Annotated in this window: 25 protein-coding genes and 5 pseudogenes; 13 read left to right on the forward strand and 17 right to left on the reverse strand. The window is 35.1% G+C overall.

What is annotated here, in order from left to right:
• Positions 1-7: 7 nt before the first annotated feature.
• Positions 8-2,104 (forward strand): hypothetical protein, encoded by a 2,097-nt coding sequence (locus AAGD70_RS01545; protein ID WP_065094362.1) that lies wholly within the window; start codon positions 8-10, stop codon positions 2,102-2,104.
• A 472-nt stretch (positions 2,105-2,576) separates the two neighbouring features.
• On the forward strand, positions 2,577-2,837 hold the full coding sequence (locus AAGD70_RS01550) for a DUF6444 domain-containing protein (protein WP_065094363.1): 261 nt from the start codon (positions 2,577-2,579) through the stop codon (positions 2,835-2,837).
• Here the strand turns inward: AAGD70_RS01550 and AAGD70_RS01555 are convergent.
• From AAGD70_RS01555 to AAGD70_RS01580, 8 genes and pseudogenes are all read right to left on the reverse strand, one after another.
• Positions 2,832-3,676, reverse strand: a pseudogene (locus tag AAGD70_RS01555) (IS630 family transposase). The gene AAGD70_RS01550 and the pseudogene AAGD70_RS01555 overlap by 6 nt on opposite strands.
• An 88-nt stretch (positions 3,677-3,764) precedes the next feature.
• Positions 3,765-4,589, reverse strand: a pseudogene (locus tag AAGD70_RS01560) (IS5-like element ISWpi1 family transposase).
• Between the two features lie 27 nt (positions 4,590-4,616).
• A complete protein-coding gene (locus AAGD70_RS07730; protein ID WP_406833392.1) occupies positions 4,617-4,676 on the reverse strand; it encodes a hypothetical protein in 60 nt (19 codons plus the stop codon).
• A gap of 8 nt (positions 4,677-4,684) precedes the next feature.
• Positions 4,685-4,897, reverse strand: coding sequence for an ankyrin repeat domain-containing protein (locus AAGD70_RS07735; protein ID WP_082941406.1), 213 nt, complete (start codon positions 4,895-4,897; stop codon positions 4,685-4,687).
• Positions 4,898-4,900: 3 nt separating this feature from the next.
• Positions 4,901-5,032: an ankyrin repeat domain-containing protein gene (locus tag AAGD70_RS01565; RefSeq protein ID WP_265017781.1), complete on the reverse strand. Its 132-nt coding sequence runs from the start codon at positions 5,030-5,032 to the stop codon at positions 4,901-4,903.
• Between the two features lie 303 nt (positions 5,033-5,335).
• On the reverse strand, positions 5,336-5,710 hold the full coding sequence (locus AAGD70_RS01570) for a helix-turn-helix domain-containing protein (protein WP_007549999.1): 375 nt from the start codon (positions 5,708-5,710) through the stop codon (positions 5,336-5,338).
• 22 nt (positions 5,711-5,732) lie between these two features.
• Entirely contained in the window at positions 5,733-6,062 is a 330-nt protein-coding gene (locus AAGD70_RS01575; RefSeq protein ID WP_007549995.1) for a helix-turn-helix domain-containing protein, read from the reverse strand.
• Between the two features lie 51 nt (positions 6,063-6,113).
• The gene (locus AAGD70_RS01580; RefSeq protein WP_245611053.1) at positions 6,114-7,058 is read right to left on the reverse strand and encodes a hypothetical protein; all 945 of its coding nucleotides are present in this window, start codon (positions 7,056-7,058) and stop codon (positions 6,114-6,116) included.
• Between the two features lie 177 nt (positions 7,059-7,235).
• Here AAGD70_RS01580 and AAGD70_RS01585 point away from each other — a divergent pair, with 177 nt between their 5' ends.
• The gene (locus AAGD70_RS01585; RefSeq protein ID WP_065094948.1) at positions 7,236-8,318 is read left to right on the forward strand and encodes a hypothetical protein; all 1,083 of its coding nucleotides are present in this window, start codon (positions 7,236-7,238) and stop codon (positions 8,316-8,318) included.
• 188 nt (positions 8,319-8,506) lie between these two features.
• Here the strand turns inward: AAGD70_RS01585 and AAGD70_RS01590 are convergent, their stop codons facing one another.
• The 4 genes from AAGD70_RS01590 to AAGD70_RS01605 form a co-directional block, all read right to left on the reverse strand.
• Positions 8,507-8,869 (reverse strand): helix-turn-helix domain-containing protein, encoded by a 363-nt coding sequence (locus tag AAGD70_RS01590; RefSeq protein WP_065094947.1) that lies wholly within the window; start codon positions 8,867-8,869, stop codon positions 8,507-8,509.
• A gap of 1 nt (position 8,870) precedes the next feature.
• Positions 8,871-9,206, reverse strand: coding sequence for a helix-turn-helix domain-containing protein (locus AAGD70_RS01595; RefSeq protein ID WP_065094946.1), 336 nt, complete (start codon positions 9,204-9,206; stop codon positions 8,871-8,873).
• A gap of 102 nt (positions 9,207-9,308) precedes the next feature.
• Positions 9,309-9,968, reverse strand: a complete 660-nt coding sequence (locus AAGD70_RS01600) for a RadC family protein (protein ID WP_065094945.1) — start codon at positions 9,966-9,968, stop codon at positions 9,309-9,311.
• Positions 9,969-10,274: 306 nt separating this feature from the next.
• Entirely contained in the window at positions 10,275-10,613 is a 339-nt protein-coding gene (locus tag AAGD70_RS01605; RefSeq protein ID WP_006279908.1) for an outer membrane protein assembly factor BamE, read from the reverse strand.
• A 131-nt stretch (positions 10,614-10,744) separates the two neighbouring features.
• Here AAGD70_RS01605 and AAGD70_RS01610 point away from each other — a divergent pair, with 131 nt between their 5' ends.
• The 3 genes from AAGD70_RS01610 (at position 10,745) to tsaB (ending at position 13,587) form a co-directional block, all read left to right on the forward strand.
• A complete protein-coding gene (locus tag AAGD70_RS01610; protein WP_065094944.1) occupies positions 10,745-11,734 on the forward strand; it encodes a ribonucleotide-diphosphate reductase subunit beta in 990 nt (329 codons plus the stop codon).
• Positions 11,735-11,872: 138 nt separating this feature from the next.
• A complete protein-coding gene (locus tag AAGD70_RS01615) occupies positions 11,873-13,003 on the forward strand; it encodes a cation:dicarboxylate symporter family transporter (RefSeq protein WP_049973631.1) in 1,131 nt (376 codons plus the stop codon).
• The gene (tsaB, locus tag AAGD70_RS01620; RefSeq protein WP_065094943.1) at positions 13,003-13,587 is read left to right on the forward strand and encodes a tRNA (adenosine(37)-N6)-threonylcarbamoyltransferase complex dimerization subunit type 1 TsaB; all 585 of its coding nucleotides are present in this window, start codon (positions 13,003-13,005) and stop codon (positions 13,585-13,587) included. The genes AAGD70_RS01615 and tsaB overlap by 1 nt, the downstream gene beginning before the upstream one ends.
• 1 nt (position 13,588) lies before the next feature.
• Here tsaB and AAGD70_RS01625 read toward each other — a convergent pair whose 3' ends face one another.
• A complete protein-coding gene (locus tag AAGD70_RS01625) occupies positions 13,589-14,206 on the reverse strand; it encodes a hypothetical protein (protein WP_065094942.1) in 618 nt (205 codons plus the stop codon).
• 280 nt (positions 14,207-14,486) lie between these two features.
• Here AAGD70_RS01625 and AAGD70_RS01630 point away from each other — a divergent pair, with 280 nt between their 5' ends.
• The 7 genes and pseudogenes from AAGD70_RS01630 to AAGD70_RS07745 all read left to right on the forward strand — a co-directional run bounded on the left by AAGD70_RS01630 (position 14,487) and on the right by AAGD70_RS07745 (position 18,168).
• The gene (locus AAGD70_RS01630) at positions 14,487-15,197 is read left to right on the forward strand and encodes a class II aldolase/adducin family protein (protein ID WP_065095388.1); all 711 of its coding nucleotides are present in this window, start codon (positions 14,487-14,489) and stop codon (positions 15,195-15,197) included.
• A 294-nt stretch (positions 15,198-15,491) separates the two neighbouring features.
• Positions 15,492-15,587, forward strand: a pseudogene (locus tag AAGD70_RS01635) (IS110 family transposase); the annotation flags it as partial.
• A gap of 67 nt (positions 15,588-15,654) precedes the next feature.
• Positions 15,655-15,789: an IS3 family transposase gene (locus tag AAGD70_RS01640; RefSeq protein WP_007548354.1), complete on the forward strand. Its 135-nt coding sequence runs from the start codon at positions 15,655-15,657 to the stop codon at positions 15,787-15,789.
• Positions 15,786-15,920: a hypothetical protein gene (locus AAGD70_RS01645; RefSeq protein ID WP_259349141.1), complete on the forward strand. Its 135-nt coding sequence runs from the start codon at positions 15,786-15,788 to the stop codon at positions 15,918-15,920. Before AAGD70_RS01640 ends, AAGD70_RS01645 begins: the two co-directional genes overlap by 4 nt.
• Before the next feature lie 59 nt (positions 15,921-15,979).
• On the forward strand, positions 15,980-16,126 hold the full coding sequence (locus AAGD70_RS07740; protein ID WP_080717648.1) for an IS3 family transposase: 147 nt from the start codon (positions 15,980-15,982) through the stop codon (positions 16,124-16,126).
• Between the two features lie 289 nt (positions 16,127-16,415).
• Positions 16,416-17,753: pseudogene (locus AAGD70_RS01650) on the forward strand (IS110 family transposase).
• Positions 17,754-17,997: 244 nt separating this feature from the next.
• Positions 17,998-18,168, forward strand: a complete 171-nt coding sequence (locus AAGD70_RS07745) for a DDE-type integrase/transposase/recombinase (protein ID WP_082941434.1) — start codon at positions 17,998-18,000, stop codon at positions 18,166-18,168.
• Positions 18,169-18,178: 10 nt separating this feature from the next.
• Here the strand turns inward: AAGD70_RS07745 and AAGD70_RS01655 are convergent.
• The 4 genes and pseudogenes from AAGD70_RS01655 to AAGD70_RS01670 all read right to left on the reverse strand — a co-directional run.
• Positions 18,179-18,790 (reverse strand): annotated as a pseudogene (locus tag AAGD70_RS01655) (terminase); the annotation flags it as partial.
• A 58-nt stretch (positions 18,791-18,848) separates the two neighbouring features.
• Positions 18,849-19,010, reverse strand: coding sequence for a hypothetical protein (locus AAGD70_RS01660; RefSeq protein ID WP_156518074.1), 162 nt, complete (start codon positions 19,008-19,010; stop codon positions 18,849-18,851).
• Between the two features lie 476 nt (positions 19,011-19,486).
• Positions 19,487-21,061, reverse strand: coding sequence for a penicillin-binding transpeptidase domain-containing protein (locus AAGD70_RS01665; protein ID WP_065094700.1), 1,575 nt, complete (start codon positions 21,059-21,061; stop codon positions 19,487-19,489).
• Positions 21,016-21,855 carry a polysaccharide deacetylase family protein gene (locus tag AAGD70_RS01670; RefSeq protein ID WP_065094699.1) on the reverse strand — a complete coding sequence of 280 codons (840 nt, stop codon included), beginning with the start codon at positions 21,853-21,855 and terminating at the stop codon, positions 21,016-21,018. The genes AAGD70_RS01665 and AAGD70_RS01670 overlap by 46 nt, the downstream gene beginning before the upstream one ends.
• Positions 21,856-21,883: the final 28 nt, after the last annotated feature.

Raw genomic sequence — 21,883 nt, forward strand, 5'->3', positions numbered from 1 at the left:
AGTGTTTATGCATGGTAATGATGAAGATGATGAATTAGTTAGGGATTTATTAAATGGAAATTGTACTGAGTTCAGTGGGAAGTTTGAGGATTTTTTAAACAATTGTCCATCTTTTTTGCATTCTGCTAATAAGCACGGCTTTTTTCCTGCATTCTTCTTTGGCATGTTTGCTACTGCACATGATTCTAGTATTGCAGATCCAAATGATGAAAGAATTTATTTTCGTTTTGACGGTTGTGGAAATCTGAAAGTTGCAGTTCTTACTAATGAAGAAGATAGAAGAATAGTAAGGTGTTATACTATTGCTGATAATGAGAACAGCCCTGGGTCAAGGTTTAGTGCAGAAGAGAAGCAGCAGGTAGAAGAAAATCTTCCACAAGAATTACAGGAAGATGAGGATCTGGACTGGGAAGAGTATAAAATATTTCGATTTGGAGAGGAATGTAGGCATTTTGATGAAGGACACAGTTTCCCTCAACGTGATGAATATGAAGCACCAGTTTTTCACGAAATTAACCCAATCAGAGCACCAGGTGAATTGTTAGACCTGATGAATGAGTTGGCAAATGATAACGCAGGAGAAGTGCGTACTAATGTTAAAAGGATTTTGCAATACATTGTTGATATACATGATGAACATGAAGGTAGCTTAGTGTTCGGTGCAGAGTCTGATTACCACGGTTTTCTGTGTGGTTTTTTAGTAAATTTTAGATACCGGTCTGTGGCTGGTGTCTACCCAGAGCTACTCATAGGAAAAGGTTATGCAGATGTTGTTTTGCTTGTTCGTGGTGTTGATCAGGCAAATGATTCAGTTCCAGTTATAATTGAGTTGAAGGTTGGTGATGAGGAAGGGTTAGAACAAGCTAAAGATTATGCTAAAAGTTGTTCTGTTTCGTCTTTGCCTATTCATACCTCATCACCAAGTGCTGTTTGTGTAGCGTTAAATTTTCAATTGCGTGGAGGTGATGGTCTACGAACTTCTGTGCAGGCCTTTTCAGAAGGTGGTCTTTCCTTAATACCGGGGTTACTACATCCTCATGGAAATGAAGTTATTGGGAGTGTAAAACGTTTTTCACAACCCATAGAATCAGAGTTCACTCAATCACCTCATTGTGACACTTTTTCCTGTATGTCATCGTTTTTCTTGGGAAATGTTTTGTCCACAGCCGATCTTTTAAGAGTAGCTGGTAGACGAAGGGTAGTAACGGTTGACAAGTATCTATTTAACTGCTCTCAAAGAGAGAGAATGAGACGTATAGGTGGTAGGGGAAATGCAGCAGAAATTGTAAGGCATACGTTAACTCTAGCTCTATTTGTATCAAGTATTGGTTTTGTTGTGCTTCACATTTTTCGTCATTTGAAGTGGCAGACTTTGCCAGATAAGGCATTGGACCTATCGTTACTACCTCAAGCCACAGGTGATGCTAAGGTACGTGAGGTGCTTTGTAAGGTGGATGCCCAGAATCATCTACAAGTGGTTTCTGCAAGGAAGTTTAAATCACTACGTGCTTACTCACGTTCTCATAGAGAAGGTTATTTTGAGGGTAGGTTCTCAGAACAAATGGGTAACGTTAGGAACTTACATCAATTTGCAGATGAATTGATGAGTGCTGCGCCTAATTTTGGTAATGATGGTAATGTGAATGGTGAGTACAGGGCTAGGTATGAAGTTTTATTTAACGAGATTTCTCGTCTGTTGTCTCCGTTATTAAATGGAAACCGTCTACTCGTGAACAATGAAGCTAAATTTCAGGCTTTGTTGCGTGGGATATTTCAAAGTTGCGGTAATCCTGCCAAGGTAATTATTGAGTTCCAGCTACAGAGAGGAAGGAAAATAGACCTAATATTATCAAAATCTGCGGAAAATGATGATACTCATCCAATTGGAATAGAGTTGAAGTATGCTAACACCGCAGAGCAAGTTGAACGAAAAAGGGTGGAGGCAAATCGACAGTTAAGTGAATACGAATTTTGTGGAGGATGCAAGCGTATTACTGGGGAAGATGCGATGGTTTTGTTATACGCTATATTGAATGCTATAGGACAAGAGCAGGATCTGATATTGATTGGTGGGCTTCGTAGAGCATCTGGGTTTTCTAGATGACTTGTAACTAATAAAAGTACCAAAGATAAGGTTGTTTATGGGTAAAATTATGCATTAAGCTAGAGTGCGTTTGAGTAAGGTTGGAGAAAAAGTAAGGTCTTTTAGCAAGAAAATTTGATTTATGTTTTCTTAAGTTAAAGTTAACCTGATGAAGTTTGTACAATTTATTGTTGGAGTTTTTTGTTCTATTTTTACTGTAAGTTCAATCTGCTCTATCTTTGGTCTTTTTTTCTTAGTTTTGCAGCAAGTCTAATATTTTTACTACTTAATGGAATAACTTGCAGAAAGTGGAGATATAATGCTAAGGCAGAGGAGCTCAGACAGTTGCCTTAAAACAATAAAGAAATAGTAAAGGCAAAAAGATACCTTGCATAGTTCGAAAGCTTTTCTAGTAACCGTTCACGATATAAGAAAGTAGTTTACAAAAATGGTATAGTGGTATAGAGAAGATAAGCTAGATAGAGAGGGTTTAATGATAGAAGTGCTGCAAGAGAAGATTGTGGTGTTAGAGTCAGAAAATGCCGATCTGAAAGCAGAGATAGAAAATCTTAGAAAGGAAGTAATAGAGTTACAAGACAAGCTGGGTTTAAATTCAAAAAATTTATCTCTACCACCATCACAAGATGTAAAAAAACAAAAAAGAAGAGTAACAGGAATCCAGGAAGGCAACCAGGACATGAAGCGCACAAGCGAGAGTTATAGCCCTTTCCATAATAGTCCAAAAAAGTCATAAGAAGGAAGAATCAACAGCATGATGAAAAGATGTGAATAGAGGAATGTTTTTCCTAATTCTGTTTTTTATAGCAAACCAATGATGCTCAATTTTGTTAAAATCGGGAGAATAAGGCGGTAGATATAAAATTTCTGCACCAACTCCTTTAGCAAGTTCAGTAATCTTATTAGACTTATGAAAAGTAGCATTATCAAGGATAACAGTTTGTCCAGGTTCCAAAATCGGTGTCAGGAACTGCTCAAACCATTTATTAAAGATATTCATATTGTAGTGGCCTTCAAAGGTTACCGGAGCAACTATCTTTCTTCCACTTAAGCATGCTGATTCGTTGAGTTTTCTTGCCAGATTTTAGGGCATAAAACCGCTGTCCCTTCTGGCAATATCCATAAGGGTAGTCTTCAGTGTTATCAATGCCAGACTCATCTATATACACTAATTCTTTAGGTTCTTTTGTCGCTATAACCTTTGCAAATTGAGCTCCTCATTTCTTTCTTTGTACCCGTAGGTCTTTTTTTTCTTGTGAATCCTATATTTTTAAGTGCTCGATGAATTGTTTGTCTACTAATATTGCCCCAAAGCTTAGCCATCTCTGACTGAGTTTTGCTACCTTGTTCATTTGCAAATTCGGCAAATGCATTCCAGTCGGTAATTTTATGGTTATAGCCCACGCTTCCAGGCTTTTTTGACTGAAAATCTCCCGTTTTCTCACGTCTTTTCTTCCACTCATATAAAGTTGTTTTTCCGATCTTAAATCTCTTGGCAACAGTTTCTCCACTCTCTCCTTCATCCAACGCTTCCATTACCTTTTTCCTTAAGTCATAACTATATGCTACTGGCATCCTTACCTTCACTACTATAAATCCATATCTTACTCTTTTTGGACTATTATGGGAAGGGCTATAAGAGGTTGTCCGGAAACAAGTAAATTCAAGCATATTCCCTCTTTAACATAACCCTACTCATAGCTAGGTATATGAAATTCTCAGTGGATGTTGTGAGTAAATCATACTCCTTCGATAGCCTTCTATTCCTATTAACCCAAGCAAAAGTCCTTTCTACAACCCATCTTCTTGGCTGTACTTTAAACCCTTGTTCTCTTGTTGGTAGTAGCTCAGGTGGCGTATCTTTGTGCACCCAAAATCTACATGGAGGCCTTTTAACAATTTCAATATCTATGTCATATTCTTCCTTTATGTGATTCTTTAAATTTCTTCCTTGGTATCCCATGTCAGCCCACATTTTTTTAACTTTAGTATATTTTGTTCTCATATTGTTTAATGCTATTTTAATACCATCTCTATCATTTTCGTTAGCAGCGCCTACGTAACAACCTAGTATAAAACCCTGAGTGTCTGTAATTATATGCCTTTTTCTACCCTTTACTTTTTTACTTCCATCATAGCCTTTGATCCCCCCTTTTCTGTAGTCTTTACAGATTGACTATCTACTATACAGGCACTCGGCTGCTCATTCCTTCCTATTTTTCTTCTACTATATTTCATAATTCATTTTCTCAAAAATTCCCTGCTTCTTCCATTGCCTGAACTGCTCATACACAGTCTTCCATAGCGGAAAATCATTTGGTAAATACCGCCATTGACACCCTGTACGCAATACATAGAAAATTGCTTCTAATATTTCTCTTTTGCTATACTTTGGCGGCCTTCCTCCTTTCTTGTATGATACTCTGAAGTGTTTTTCTATTCTTGCCCATTCCCTTTCGCTTAGATCTGTTGGATACTTTTTTCTCATCTTTACCCCGTACTAAAATTTCAGATATTATAGCCTTTTACTTGTTTCCGGACAACCTCTAATATCAATTCTTGCTCCTTTTTCTATGAGAAATTCTACAGATGGTAAATGTCCTTCCTTGGCAGCATAGTAGACTGATCTGTAGTTTTAGAATTATTAATAAATGATTCTTGTTGTTGCTTTTCTATTAGAAGCTTTACAATTCCTAGATATCCTTTATTGGTAGCATAATGCAAAGGAGTCCAATTGTTTTTACCTTTTGTACCAACTTCTACTCCCTGATTAAGAGAAAACTTTACAATATCAATATTTCAAAAATCAGCTGCAATATGAATAGGCTTGTTTTCGTCATTAGTTTTAGTGTTAAAACTTACACCTTTATTATTTACTAAAAATTTTGTTACTTCTAAGCTATCAAACTTAGCTGGATGATGCAAAGCCATCTTGACCAAAAAATCATTCCCCTATCTCGTTCTTATCATTATGCCTTATACCCTGTATTACACCTTCAGATATAGTCATTTCTAACCTCCAACATCCTTGCTAATAAACCCTCACTAAAACTGCCGAAAAGACTTTATAAGTTAATATTCTAAATCTCAATATTTTATGGTGCAGGTTTTTATTTTTAAAACATTATACTTTGTGTAGGGTATAACTACACGCATCAAAGTGAAAGAAAATCAAAAGCAAAATGATGAAGAAAATGAAAGTTTAAGTTTTCTTCAACGATTCAAGGAGAGAATTTATGCTTTAAAGCCTGTATTAGCAAGAGCCTTAATCACTAAATGAACAATGTCACGCAGAGTTTCATCCTCAATTTTTCTATATTCCCTCACTAGCCTTGATATTTCTTCGCTGCCTACATCGCTATGGAAGGCCTTATCATGTAAGTCTTCAGAGGCTTTGGTAAAAAAATACGACATATCAACCGATAGTACTTCTGCTAATTTATATAACCTATCAACTACAAGCCTAATCTCTCCGCTTTCATATCCTTGTACATGCTGAAATGAAATTTCAAGCTTTTTTCCTAAGTCTCTTTGACTAAAACCACACATTAGCCTTCTTTTCCTTATTCTTTCCCCTATTTGTTTATCGATAGGATGTTGTATAGTCATTTTACGTATCAGATAATATTAACTATGTATTATCACTTTGAGAAAAAGATTTTACCAATATATAAACTGCACTACGTAACCTTTTGCTCTTAATTTCGTTATATCCTTTGACTAACTTTAGTATTTCTTCATCATAAGCTTCATGTGAGTCAGTATGCATATCAGTAAAAAAGTTAGCAACATCTATCGATAGTGCTTTTGCTAAATCATATAATCTACTGGCCAAAACACAATTTGAACCATTTTCGTACTTTTGTATCTGTCTATACGAAACACCTATTCTCTTTCCCAATTCGGTCTGTGTCAAAGCACGATCTAACCTAAGTTGTTTTATTTTTTTACCTAATTGCACTTTTCACCTCTTATTCAAATTTACAACAAATTTTATGAAGTGGAAAAAAAGCTAGCAAAGTAATTGCTTTAATAATTTCTGCCTCTCGCTAATTAAATCGTTTGGCCTTACGTATTTTTTCTCAATTTCCCTCATCTCTTTTTCTCGTTCTGCAATGCTATTTCGTATTACTTCAGCCGAATATCTGCTTTTGCCACATGCAAACTCTGATCTTAATCTTCTAACCTTATATTCGAGCTCAGCAAATCTTTCATGCTGCTCAAGAAGCTCTATCATGTGTTTGATTTCAGAATTTAGCTTTTTTTCCTCAACATCTCTCACAATAAAAGAAAGCAGAAGCTTATCTATTTGGTAATCAATATTTGGTTGAGTAGCAAATAGATTGATCATAGCTTTTACATCAGTAGGATTTGCAACTAATAAGCTAAAATTACTACATAAAAAACTATAGAACTTTATCGTCTTCACAAGATAATTTTTCATATCTTGTGATAATTGCAATTCTTTGTGAATTCCTGACAGCAATATTTTCAATTCTTCCAAGTATTCTACATCAAAATTACCTACTTCTGTAGGTAAAAGGATCATTAGCAGCTTTTTTACAAGCTCAACATCATTTGATTTTACTGCATTATAAAGAGCTTTATCCTTATCTTCTTTTAAATCATAAAGCTCTGACGAGTTATCTATGCTGAATAGATATTCAGTATTTCCCTGAGGAGAGTAGATTAAAATGTCCACTTCTCTTAGCGGGTGGTCATCATTAAACTTTTCTAGTAACTGCTTATCGGTGGTTTCCTCTATTGCTACAGCAGCTTTACTGATCTTTTTCAGTTCAGAAACATTATCTCTTGAATTTTCAAGTATGTCTTTAGCCTTGTCTAGCAGCTGCTCATATAGAATTATTTTTTCTTCATTATCAAGTAGCTGACAATGCTTCTTCAACTTTTCAGTGGAGTAAGACAAGAGATCCATTTCTTTCAGTTTTACAATCACAATACCCAACTTTGATTGAAATTGAAATAATTTTTACAAGATGTGTTTTTCTAGTGTAAATGCCCGCAAAACTTGTTATTATAACATACAGTAAATCAATAAGTCGTATAATATTAACAATTAAATAATATTTATCACGATATGATCGAATAGTAATGAAATTAAGTGAGGGTTACAATGAAAAAAATAAATGGTAAAAAATTGTCTAGTAAAATGTTAAAAGCGGTAGAGCGAATAGCAAAAGAAGGGTTATTACCTAATTTTATAAAAGCTGCTCCAACAGCGAATAAAAAGATTAGTAAATTACCTGTCTTAACATATCCTGAGGAGCTCAATCCATTTCGATCAGCTTTATGCAGGATAAGACTAAGTGAATATGAAAATATGAAACTAAATGAATTCCTGGAAAAAGCTATTGCAGCTAAAAATATAAACGAGTTAAGTAAAGTTATCGATGAAGCTTTGGACTTAGGAATAAGAATAAATGCTGCCAATGAAGATGGCTTTGGCTTCGCTAACGTTACAATGTTTAAGATGTATCGTGATGAATTCAAAGGGAATAAACAAGAGGATATAATCAGGAAGTTAGCATTAAATGGAGCAGATTTTAATGTACAAGTTGATAAGAAAATAACTGAAATTCATCAAAAGGTGCAAAAAGAAATTGAGCCACAAATATATAGTAGGCTCACAAAACTCAGGGAAGTTGGAGAGAACGCTACTATAGAAGGAACTGTTGAAAATGTAGAAATCGATAATAAGACCTTCTATATGGAATTTTCACATAGCTGCATAGTTGATGTTGCTAAAGTTGTAGAAGGTGCAAAAAATTTGGGCTTAAGTAAAGGAGACTTAAACCTTGGTGGCAATATTATAAAAATAGGTGATGGTGAAGTTGAAGTCAAAACTGGGAAAGGCGGTGAAAGAGACTACGTGGATATATCGGATAACAGTGCTTTTGCAGTCACATTTTATACTAGCCTAGGAGAGCTAAATTTAATGGTATACCATGACACAGCAGACTATAATCAAGTACAAATTGAGGTAGAAGATGAAGAAATGTGGAACGAGTTGCAAGAAATAGGAGAAATCGTAGGAAAGGGTTGTTTATTTGGTGGAATGTCTGTTAAAGAAGCAGTAGAAAAAGGCTGTTTTACTAGATGTGGAAGGTGGGGCGACCAAAATTCTAAAAGTAGTGAGACCTTTTCTTGGGTGAATAAATTAAAAGACAACAAAACGACATCCGTAGGACGTTCTTGATTGGAGACAAGTGGCTATGTTTCACATAGCCACTTGTCTATCAGAAATAAATAGTAAACAATTTAACTATTACAAAGTAAAGTAGTTTTTAAAACTTAATCAAATTTACCATAAATAATTTACTTTAATTAGTATTGCTTGTAGAAGTGTTTTATATTATAAAAAATACCTGAACTTTAAAATTTGTACTATTTGTTAGCAAGAGCCTTTATCACTGAATGCACAATATCACGCAATGTTTCATCTTTAATTTTTCTATATTCTCTTACTAATCTTGATATTTCTTCGCTACCTACATCACTATGGAAGGCCTTATCACGTAAGTCTTCAGAGGTTTTAGTAAAAAAATATGACATATCAACTGACAAAGCTTCTGCCAAATTATATAATCTATCAACTACAAGCCTTACCTCTCCAGTTTCATATCCTTGTATATGCTGAAATGAAATTTCAAGCTTTTTTCCTAAGTCTCTTTGGCTAAAACCACACATTAGCCTTCTTTTCCTTATTCTTTCACCTATTTGCTTATCGATAGGATGTTGTATGGTCATTTTACGTATCAGATAATATACTTTGAGAAAAAGATTTTACCAATATATAAACTACACTACGTAACCTTTTGCTCTTAATTTCATTGTATCCTTTAACTAATTTTAATATCTCCTCATCATAAGCTTCATGTGAGTCGTCATGCACATCAGTAAAAAAATCAGCAACATCAATCGATAGGGCTTTTGCTAAGTCATATAGTCTACTAGCTAAAATGCAATTTGAACCATTTTCGTACCTTTGTATCTGTCTATATGAAACACCTATTCTTTTTCCTAATTCAGTTTGTGTCAAACCACAGTATAACCTAAGCTCTTTTATTTTTTTGCCTAATTCCACCTTTCATTACTAATTTTAGCTGTTCAAGCTTATATTGAATTTTTTAATTTATAAAGTGAAAAAAAGAAGGAAAGTTGGAGAACTTTCCTTCCGGTCTACAGATTACAATAAACCACTGTCATAAAAACTAAAGTGGCTTTTCTGTGTTACGATTATATGATCTATTAATTTCATTCCTACATTTTCACAGGTTGCAGCTAATGTAAGTGTGTTATCCTCATCCTCCTTTGAAGGTTCTATATCTCCACTTGGATGATTGTGTGAAATTGCAACAGATGCTGCATCAATCAGTAATCCCTGTTTTATTATTTCCCTGACATACAGAGGTACTCTGTCTATAGTTCCACAGTCTTGAATATACTCATATATTAAATGATCACTTCGATCTAAGTATATTACTCGTAAGCTTTCCTTTCGTGACTGCCCTATTGCTGCTTTAAAGTATTTTAGTAGCTCTTCTCTATTATCAAGAATTGACAATTTTTTTAACTTACCTTTCAGTATCCTATCAAAAATCTCTTTCAGACAAAAGATACTTGCTATTGCTCCATCGTTCATTCCTGTAACATTTTTTAGCTCATAAAAATCAGCATTAATTACCCTTCCTAAACTACTAAAGAGCTCCATTAGCCTTTTAGCGACTTCTCTTCCTTCTGCACACGCAGATAGATTACGTTCCAGTAGCTCATGGTCAAGTAAAGACCTACCTCTACTTGATAGAATACGAGTTTCTAATTTCTCTTTTCTCTCACTATTATTCATAAAAACCTCCAAGATCAACATTATATACAAATTCAGCGCCAGCTTTCTGACGCAGTAGTTCTCGAGGAATAACCCTTTTGAACTCTAAATTTGCAATGTTGTCCTTGTTGCTCAGACACTGGGATCCAGTTTTCTTTACAAATTCATCAAAAGTGCTTCATTCTATAACGCAAAACCCATACTCACCAAACCCAATGCATTACTTGCAATTAAATTTCCTGGATTCCAGTGTCTGGGCACTGGGATGACGTTATACGGTTCTTGGATGCAAAGAAGAGTGAGAAAAACTCTATAGTTAGCAAACTTTCAATCAGAAACAGCCAAAGATCTCTCTAAGATGTCAGTTTCTTTTGTATCTTCAACTTTACCGTCCTGGTCGAATGAAATTTGCAGAGACTTACTACTATACTTCCTTTTTCCTAAAAAGTTGGCTTGTTTAATTTTATATGAGACATAGTACCAAACATTGTCATCGAACTTTGATACTAATGTTGGTGATCCTAAAGTGTGAACCACTTTTTCTTTATCGTCACCTACTTTTATCTTGCTCCATAATTCAACACTAATGCCAGGAGCTCCGTGATTGTGAATAGTGTGAGTGCAGCTCACTGTAAATAATAAAATAAAAGATATTAATACTCGCATCTCTGTTGATAAATTACTTGAAGCTATAATACACTAATAAATTATCTGCCGTCAAATTTCAAAAAAGTTAAATTGACTGATTCTCAATATCACTTAATATAATATTTACTTTAGAAAATAATAGGTGTCTTATGTCATTGTTAGAAGCAGATCCAATATACAAACCTTTTAATTACCCTTGGGCGTATGATGCGTGGCTGCAGCAACAAAGAATCCATTGGATACCTGAGGAAGTTCCGCTTGCTGATGACGTAAAGGATTGGAAAACTAAACTTTCAAACGTAGAGAAAAATCTACTAACTCAGATTTTTAGATTCTTTACTCAGGCAGACATTGAAGTAAATAACTGCTACATGAGGCATTATTCAAATATATTTAAGCCAACAGAAATATGCATGATGCTTGCAAGCTTTTCCAATATGGAAACTATACACATTGCAGCTTATTCTTATCTTTTAGACACAATTGGCATGCCAGAAAGCGAGTATCAAGCATTCTTAAAGTATGATGCTATGAGAAAGAAGTATGAGTATATGCTAGAATTTGAGGAAAGCAAAAAACATGATAAAAAACATGTAGCTAAAACCCTAGCAGTGTTTGGTGCATTTACCGAGGGGTTGCAGTTATTCGCATCGTTTGCAATTTTGCTCAATTTCCAACGCTTTGGAAAAATGAAAGGAATGGGGCAGATAATCGCCTGGTCAGCCCGTGATGAAACTTTGCACACCAATTCAATTATTATGTTATTTAATACATTTATTAAAGAGAATAATGAAATTTGGAACGATGAGTTTAAAGAGGAATTATATTCTGCATGCCGCACTATTGTTGAGCTTGAGGATGAGTTTATAAAGCTTGCTTTTAATTTCGGAGACGTTGAAGGACTATCTGCAGAAGAAGTGCGCAATTACATACGCTACGTAGCAAACAGACGGTTAATGCAATTAGGTCTTGAGTCCATATATGATGTTAATGATAATCCTATTCCGTGGCTTGATGAAATACTAAATGGCGTGGAACATACGAATTTCTTTGAAAATAGAGTAACAGAGTATAGCCGTGCAGCAACTCAAGGCACATGGGAGGAGGCTTTTACTGAAAACGACACGAATAATAAGTGAGTGCTAATTTCACTCTTCTTTGTCATTCCAGTGTCAGCTACTTTCATTACACCATTTGCTGTGCAGTTTAGACAGTTTTGCTTTACTTAACAACTAACTTACCATATATATGTCCATAGGACATTGGTATATAAGAACGTGCTACAACTATTAATCTTACTCACGGTCATCACTTCAGTTGCATTCTTTGGTCATTTAGTTCCAATGGAAGCAAAAACCTTCTTGTACTCAACGAGCCTGAGTATAAAAGAGGTTTTGCTATTTATAATGCCTTTTATTATTTTTGCGTTAATCTTTAGCAGTGTTAACAATCTTAAGCAGTCAGCTATAAAGTTCATATTGTTACTTATTATAATGATCTTCTTGTCAAATCTGGCTTCAAGTTTAATAGCTTATTCTGTTGGGCATTTTATCATACAAAACACTCATTCAATACAAGATATAACGTATGAAGAAACAATTGTTCCCTTATGGTCGTTTAGGCTGCCTGCATTGCTTTCTAATTTTTATGCCCTTGCCTGTGGATTTGTGTCCAGCATAGTAGTGTCCACACTGCTACCCAAGAAAAGCAAAGAGCTTTCGAACAAAATGTTAGATTTAACTCTCTTTATTTTGAAGACGTTTTTGACGCCGATTATTCCAATATTTGTACTTGGGCTTGCTTTAAAAATGCAGCATGATCAAGTTTTATCTATAATATTTAAGGATTACTCAATAATTTTCATTATTATAGCATCTGCAACCTACCTTTATGTTTTCCTCTTATATGGAGCAGCAAATTCATTCAAGATCACAAGCTGGATAGCTAGTATAGGCAATATGATACCGGCATTTATTACTGCGATGAGCACAATGTCTAGTAATGCAACTATGCCTCTTAGTCTTGAAGGAAGCAAAAAAAATGTAAAGCAACCTGACATAGCATCGTCTGTTGTGCCAATAACTGCTAGCTTTCATTTAGTAGGTGATTGCTTTTTTATCATAATATTATCAATGATAATTGCCTCCGGTTATTCATTGTGCACAACAGACTATGTAACTTTCCTTCTCTATTTTTTGTTATTTAAGTTTGCTATCGTTGCAGTGCCGGCAGGAGGAATTATGGTAATGCTACCTATTCTTGAGAAATACCTCAAATTTTCTCCAGAAATGCTTTCGTTAATCACAGCATTGTATATAGTGTTTGATCCAATAATCACTTCAGCAAATGTTATGGGTAATGGTGCCTTTACTATGATATTTTCAAAACTCTATGATAAGCTTAAGTAATGTCTATTTTAGCGATTGATACTGTAGGTATTGGTAGTTCAATAGCAATAGTTGATTATGATGGTAACTGTTTTGTAGAGCGCAATTTCACCAGCAATCGTCATGCAGAATCATTTTTTCAAATACTAAGTACTTTGTTTGATAAGCACAACTATAATTATGATAAAATAGATCATTTGGCGGTAGTAGTTGGACCAGGAAGTTTCACTGGAATTAGAGTTGGTATATCAGCTGCACAAGGTATAAATCTTGCTACAAATAAGCCGTTATACGGAGTTAGTGCGCTGGAAGTTCAAGCCTACGCAATATCTTTGCTTTGTGCAAATAGCAAAAAAAATATCAGAGCTATAATCAAAAATGCTCAAGGGTTTTATACGCAGTTATTTGATTTCAATTTATTGCCGCTATCTGGTCCAACTGCAGTACGTGACCCTGGTCACGCTACAAGCAGTACACATATGGATTGCAATTTAAATGCTAGCCATGCAGGACTATTAGTTCATTATAGACTGAAGAACAAGCAAAAATTAAAAGAAGTTGAAGCTCTATATTTAAATGAGCCTCAGTATATGAAATCATTATAAACTATTCTTTTGCGTACATGCTAATTTGGCTAAGCTTGTGCATCTGGTTTACTATCTCTTGAGCTACTTCTTTTATACTCATATCTGAATTTTCTATCTCTATAGCACTCGGTGGTGTAAATAAATTGTTAATCCTACATTGCTCTATCATGCTATTTACATTAATCACCTTCCTATTTTTTCTTTGCCTTTTTAATGCAATACGCTTTTGTAATGTCGGTAGATCACACCTAAGTACCACAGGAAGGATTTCTGTGTTCATTTTTTTACTAAGCCTTACTATTGAATCATACATCCTCATGTTCTGATCATTATTTTCCATCAACTCATCAATAAATATGTAATTTTTTGAGTGAATCGGATAATTTTCTATTACCTGAAGCATAATTTGCATAATGCCATATATTCTATCTTGAACTTCTTTAGGTATTTGATCACGTTCAAAGACACCATCGTATATAGAGCAAGCTTGAACATTGTTATAGAACTTACTATTTACAATTAATGCGTTTATCATATTAGATAATTCTATTGCTGTGGAAAGTTTACCACTTCCCGAAAGACCAGAGAGAGATATGAAAAATCCTGCTGGCTGTTTTTTTGTGTTAATATTTACCATATTATTTTCAATCTTGAAACTTACATTTATAATAACATAAAAATGAAGCTTTAAAACATATGAAATATTATATAGAAAATTATTTTTGTAGTTAAGATATTATGTAATTTAAAAACATAAATTCTGTATATAAACTCTATAATAACGATAACTATTTTTAAGCAAGCTACAACACAAAAGTGTTTGGTATTCAGAAAGCAAGACAGAGTGGCATAGACTTATTAGTTTACTACAAGTCTCTTTTCGCGTATAAACCTTCAGAAGATTCTAACAGAGGATTGTGTTGTTAACAAAGAGCAGAGTAAAAAGGGATCTAGTCTATGCCTATCAGATTTTGTCCTACCTTAAGTTCGATGATCATACATATACTCACCTTTCAGTGCGTTCTGAAGATCAAAAGTCGTTTTATATTTATCCGTTTGGTATGCGTTTTGATGAAGTAGATGAACGTTCGTTAATGAAAGTATCATTTGATGGAGATGTAGTTGAAGGCAAAGAATATCAATATAATAGAACTGGCTATATAATTCATGGTTTTGTTTATCAAGCAAGGAAAGATATTCAAGCAATTTTTCACTTGCATACACCTTCTATTGTAGCGGTTTCTTCTCTCAAAGATGGGCTGCTTCCTATAAGTCAATGGGCACTGCACTTTTACAATAAAATCTCTTACCATAATTATAATTCCCTAGCACTTAGCGATACAGAAGGAAAGAGGTTAATAGCTGATCTGAAAGAAAATTTTGTCATGTTAATGCGTAATCATGGATCTATAACGTGTGGTCGGACTATACAAGAAGCAATGTTTTACACGTATCATTTAGAACAAGCGTGCAAAACTCAATGTTTAACGTTAGCAATGAATAAGGAGTTATCAATTCCAAGTGAAGAAATTTGCTTAAAAGCTGTAAAGGATCTCCTATCTTTTGAAAGCAATCTTGGTGAGAGGGATTGGCACGCATGGGTTAGACTAATTAAAAGTAAGTTGTAAGAGACTTTCGCACTACTATCTGTCATCCAAGTAGCGCCTTCTCCCGTCATCCAAGTAGCTGACACTGGTTCCTTTATGACGGTTGTAAGTTGGAAATGTGATATAAAAGAAGCAAGAAGGAAGATAACTCTATAAAAATGTGATTATCGCAGGCTTGAGCGACCGTAAGACGGTAGTATTATAACATACGTAGATATCAAGGTCTATTCTTCGAGACGTTTGAATAGTTGCTTGGGACATATATATGCACCCGTTTACAATCTTAAATTTTAACTTAAACTCTCGAGGTTTTTTATGGTTACATCTTATCAAAATTTTATTGGCATTGATATCGGAAAACTTGAATTTGTTACTGCAGTTAATGAACAAAAAGGTGTCATCAAATTTGACCTTACCCAGAAAAAGTAGAGAGAAAGTTAAGACGTTTTTGGAGTAAAATAAAACGTTTTTTCAAAATATGACAAATAGAAGAGAATATACAGCAGAATTCAAATTAGAAGCTGTTAAGCTGGTTAAAGAAACAGGTCAAGCAAGTACAAAAATAGCAAAAGATCTAGGTATAGATGGCAGTATGTTAAGTAAGAAAATATGATGGAAAAATGTCTGGAGCATACGCATTTCCAGGCAAAGGCTCCTTATGACAAAGAAAGATTTGATCTAAAAAAAGAACTAACAAGAGAAAGAGACATTTTAAAAAAAGCCCTGGGCAAAGAAAAAGAGTAAAGTATTCTTTTATATAGAAATTGCTATAAAACACAGGAACTATGTAGGGTTTTGTGCTGGTGGTATGGGTTGCTAAGGAAAAAAGCAGTAAAGAATTAGCAAAAGAAGGGCTTCTAGCAGATATTCAAAAAATACATCAAGCTTCTAAATGCAGATATGGAGCCCCTAAAATTCACGCTGAATTAAAAGCTTTAGGCAAAAATTAAAACAGTACAAAGTGTTATGCAAGCATCGAACAGACGAAATCTGTCAAATCAGAAAGAAACACACAAATTTAAGTTTTTAGTAGTTTTCAAGTATAGTTGTACAGGGAGCGCCTTTGCAGTTATGACCGACATTTTCAATGGTGCCTAAGTGCCCGTATGCAAGCATGGTTTTGGAAGGAACGGTCAAATCATTGATGGAGTCATTTAGACTACCTCGGTTAGGAGATTGTACTATCAACCGTTCCAAGCTGAAGCGTTTCCCTATTACAAATTATATGTAGGAGTTACCATGAAAAAAGCAAAAAGTAAATTAGAAATAGTGAATCCTAATGCAGCAGGAATAGACATTGGTTCAGCTGTACACTATGTGTGTGTACCTGAAGGAAGAGATGAACAACGCGTTCAGAAATTTGGCTGCTTTACTGAAGACCTTCATAACTTAGCACAGTGGTTGAAAAAGTGTAAAGTTACAACAGTAGCTATGGAATCAACAGGAGTATATTGGATTCCTTTATTTCAAATACTTGAGTCATACAAATTCGAGGTAAGATTGGTAAATGCACGGCATGTAAAGAATGTACCTGGTAGGAAGTCTGACGTTCAAGATTGCCAATGGCTCCAACAACTGCTTAGCTACGGACTGCTTCATGGATCGTTTAGGCCAGATAATCAGATGTGTGTATTGCGCAGTTACGTGCGGCAACGCAAAAATCTCACTGAAAGTGCATCTACACATATTCTGCGTATGCAGAAGGCATTAATTCAAATGAATATACAATTACACAAGGTTATTAGTCATATTACTGGGATAACTGGTATGAAAATCATTGAAGCTATAATTGAGGGCGAAAGAGATTCTGAAAAATTGGCAGAATTCAGGGACGTGCGAATGAAAAATGATCAGTCTACTATTGCAAAAGCGTTAGCTGGTGACTATAGAGAGGAACACTTATTCACGCTAAAGTAAGAATTTGAACTATATAATATTTATCAAGAAAAAATAGCAGAATGTGATAGAAATATTGAAGCCTATTATAAAACGTTTGAAACAAAGTCTTGTGAAAGCAAACAGCTAAGTAAGCAAAAGAATAAAAATAGCAAAAGTAAGCCAAGCTTTGCTTTGTATGAGGAACTGCACCGAATAACTGGTATGGATTTCACTAAAATTCCTGGATTTGATGTATTAAGTATACAAACCATAATTTCAGAAGTTGGTATAAACCATAGTAAATGGCCAACAGAAAAGCACTTTTCATCGTGGTTGGGACTCAGTCCTGCTAATAAAGTTACAGGGGAAAAAGTGTTTAACACAAGAACACGTAAAGTCATTAACCGTGCTGCAAATGCTTTGCGAATAGCTGCTCATTCTGTAGGAAATAGTAAAAGTGCATTGGGTGCATACTACAGAAGATTGAAAAAACGACTAGGAGCACCAAAAGCAATAACAGCTACTGCAAGAAAAATGGCATGCATATTTTATAGTATGCTCAAATACGGACAGGAATATGTAGAAAAAGGAATGGAATACTATGAAACACGCTATAAAGATAGAACTGTAAAAAATTTGATCAAAAAAGCGAGCGAATTTGGCTACATATTAGTTCAACAAGAAGAGTTAGTTGAGTGAGTTTCTTAGGAGAAAATGGCATTAAAGCCAAGTTTAGACGAAGGTTCAAAAATAAAAAACAGCAAATAAGCAACCGAGTTGTGGCTCCGAACATATTGGATCAAAATTTTACTACTGATCAGCCAAATAAAGTTTGGGATTACCTACATAAAAACTAAAGAAGGTTGTTGGCGGCAATAATTGACCTATATTCACGCATGGTGGTTAATGAGTAACATGATAATTAGTTATAGATTCTTTATTGATGGCCGTTGATAAACGCAAACCCGATAAAAATCTGCTGTTACATAGCGATCAAGGGTCAGAGTATACCTCTCAAAATTACCAATTTCTATTGAATACAAAAAACATCATTTCCAGCATAAGCCATAAGGGCTGTTGTTACGATAACTCTGTTGCAGAAAAGTTCACTTAAAAGGGAGCTGCTTATTGAGAAGGTGTCCAGTTAAGTCCTCCTGGTGTAGCCTGTGCATTACAAGAACGATGACTCCTTTTTTTCTATCGTTCAGCCTGGTTACTAAAGTCTGATCAAACCAGTTTGTGGCACGCTTTCTAAGCGTTTCACTCAAAGCTTGAGCAGAACTGAGCGGATCGTCCACAATGATAAAATCACCACCTTCACCAGTTAGTGTTCCACCAACTGATGTTGCGATTCTGTATCCTCTCTGCACTGTTTGAAATTTATATTTGGTATTCTGGTCTTTGGATAGTTCTATCTCTGGAAATAGCGCTCTATACCAACTAGACTGCATCACGCACCTGGTGTCGAGCGAGTGCTTTTCGCTGAGCCGCTGAGAATAACTTGCAACTATTATTCTCGCAGTTGGTTGGTTTCCCAGTATCCATGCGGGCCACGCAACACTAGCGCACAGGGATTTCATTGAACGCGGAGGCATATTGAATATTATTCGTTTCACTTCACCAGCGCTCGCTGCTTCCAGCCTGTCTGCTATGACTTTTATATACTGATAATCGTTATACTCACACCCCGGCACTACCGTTTGAAAGCATAACTCAATGAATTTTAGAAAGTTCATGATATAATGTTGAAACCAACGCGTGACGCTGGGATGACAAAAAAAGGAGCACTGAAGGCTATAGGTGAGACGTCGCGGTATCTCTAGATCCCGCTAACAAGCAGCGGGATGACGAATTACTATGCCGCCGCGAACCGTCATACCGCTGCGGTATCTCAGCCGCTAATAAGTAGCGGGATGACGGTTGTTGTTTAGCTATAAATATTAAGAAATTTACCAAATGAAAAAAAAGGCAAAAGAAGCCCTGGGGTTATTATCCGCTTTAAAATATTGGCGTTTTTTATGTTTTAAACGCTTGATAAGCGAGATTCAGCCGCTTTTAATTGCAACTAACTTACGCTGCAAATGTTTAAGAAATTTACTAAGCAGAAAAAAAGACAAAGAACCCCCGAGTTAGCTAGTCTTTTACTATCTCTGTCGAGTATTGGCATTTTTTGATGTCTTGTAACGCTTTATAAGCGCGTTCAGCTTATTTAGATAAAAATCTAGATGTAGATGAAGTTTTGTAAAGACATACAGTATCTATATACTGCAAAAAATTGAACATAAGACGCCGATACATTAAGTAATCCTTACCTTTTAATCTGCAGATTGGCGAAAGCAAATACAATAGCTTCAGTTCCATGATAAGGGGGCTGGCGAAGGGTGTCAAGTAAGTTTTTTCGTTTCTATTCCCAATAAAAGTTTGTTATATGGTTATGCAAGAAGTTTAATACTCATAGTTTCAAGCATATACTGAAATATTTCATTAGCTATAGCAACATCTTGGCGTGGGGCTTTGCCGTGTTCTATAAACACAGAGATTGCATAGCGCGGGTTATGGTAAGGGCCATAAGCGATAAATAACTTATGACTTTCGCCCTTAGAGTTTATCTCTGGTGTACCGGTTTTACCGGCAATTTGTATACCGCTTAGCCCTTTCTTATAGGTTCCAGTTTTAGAATTCACCACATCAAACATAGCTTTTCGAACTATGCTAAGATGCTCACAATCCACATCAATATCGGGAAAATCTTGTATCGTTTCATTCATCTTAATGTGGGGAATTACCTCTTTTCCTGTTGCAATCCTCGCTGCAAGAACTGCAAGCTGTAGTGGTGTTGTAAGCATATACCCTTGTCCTATAACTAAGTTGATAGTGTCACCTAAATACCACTGCGAATATAGCTTTCGTGTACGCCAATCTCTATCTGGCAACAACCCTGGAGCTTCTTCTTTAAACGTTCCAATCAGTGGCCCACTTCCAATACCAAATTTTCTGGCCATTTCTACTAGAGAGTCTACACTTATTTTTTTTCCTATATTATAAAAGTAAGTGTTGCATGATAATGCCATTGCCTCATTTAAAGATATATACCCATGGACTTTGCTTTTCAGACAACGAAATTTCCGCTCACCTATTTTCATATAGCCCTTGCACGAGAATTTCTCTTCTGGTGTTATTATCCCGTCTTTTAAACCCGCAAGCGCAACTATTACTTTAAATATTGAACCAGGTGGAATTTGATATGATAACGCACGATTCACAAGCGGTAATGAAGGAGCATTCAAGTTTTCCCAAGTCTCATTTGATAGCCTGCTAGCAAAAAGATTATTATCGTAAGAAGGTGAATTATATAATGCTAAAATTTCTCCATTATTTACATCAATTACCACTGCGGAGCCTTGGTGATCTTTAAATACCTCTGCGGTTTTCTCTTGCAGATTAATATCAATTGTCAGTTGTACATCTTGTCCGTCTTGTTGTGGTATGCTTGATAATTCTTTTATGACGCGTTTTTTAGAATTTATTTCCTGCTCAGATTTTCCTGACTTGCCTTTCAATATATGATCATATGTATATTCAATACCGCTGATTCCTACTTCACTTATGCCTTGCTGTCTTTTTGTATATCCGATTACATGAGAACACATTGAACCAAACGGGTAATAACGTTTATAAAGAGCAGTTATTTTTTCTGACGATTTTGCTATTTTAGACTCGACTTCTGATAATGTCTGCAAATCAACTTCCTTACCAGAACCATCAAACAAAACAACATACGAAATTTTGTTTACCGCAAGTTCAATGCTATTCCTATCTAAAATTTTGCCCCGCTTAGGCATAATAGTAGCAACTCTTATTCTATTACTATTAGATAGTGCTTCGTACTTTTGTCTGTTTCGTATTTGTAAATTATATAACCTGCAACTAAAAACCGCAGAAATGGTAAGCTGAATACCACCTAATATGAATGCTCTGCGGTTAAAGACTTTGTTTTTTGTCCACATAACATTCCTTCAAAATGCACTTTTTTCCCCTCTTTTATTGTTACACTTCTGGCTTTTACCGTATTACAAACCCTTTTTTCCCACTCACTTAAGGTCACAAACTTATAACCTGATTTTTTTAGTATTTTAATAATATGAGGTAAAGCTTCAATTGTGTTTGACCTGTTATTGTGATCATGAAACAGTATAACTGCTCCATTATGTACATTACTTAAAACTCTTTCAACTAAAGTTTCTGGCTTATCACCTTGCCAATCTAGCGAATCAACTGTCCATAATATTGAATACATATTTAATTGATCAGTATTTTCAATCAGATTATCGTCATAACATCCATATGGCGGACGAAACCATTTTACATCTTGTTTTATTGCATTTTTAATTGCTGTATTTGTCTTTTCCAATTCTTGCAATTGTTCCTCACTTGAAAGTGATGTCAACTTCCTATGCGACCAAGAGTGATTGCCTAACTCATGACCTGATTCATGAATTTTCTTTACTATTTCAGACGTTTTTTCATTTATACGTTCACCAAGCACAAAAAATGTTGCTTTTGCTTCATAGCTTTCCAGAACATTAATAATATCGTTTATTCTATTGTTGGAAGGCCCATCATCAAACGTAAGCGCAACAAACTTATCGTCGTTATTCAATAACTTTTTTATATTACTTAAATTTCTATATGATAGATCCAGATTACAACTGAGCCCACAGTATGGTAAATTAAAATTACAATCACTACAAAAAGCCGTACTTGAATATAGTAAGAAAAAAGTGATTATCCTTATAAACATTTGTAATCAGCAAAGTGATAGAATACTA

The sequence above is a fragment of the Wolbachia endosymbiont (group A) of Nomada flava genome (genome assembly GCF_964027055.1).
In the GTDB taxonomy this organism is placed as follows: Bacteria; Pseudomonadota; Alphaproteobacteria; order Rickettsiales; family Anaplasmataceae; genus Wolbachia; species Wolbachia pipientis.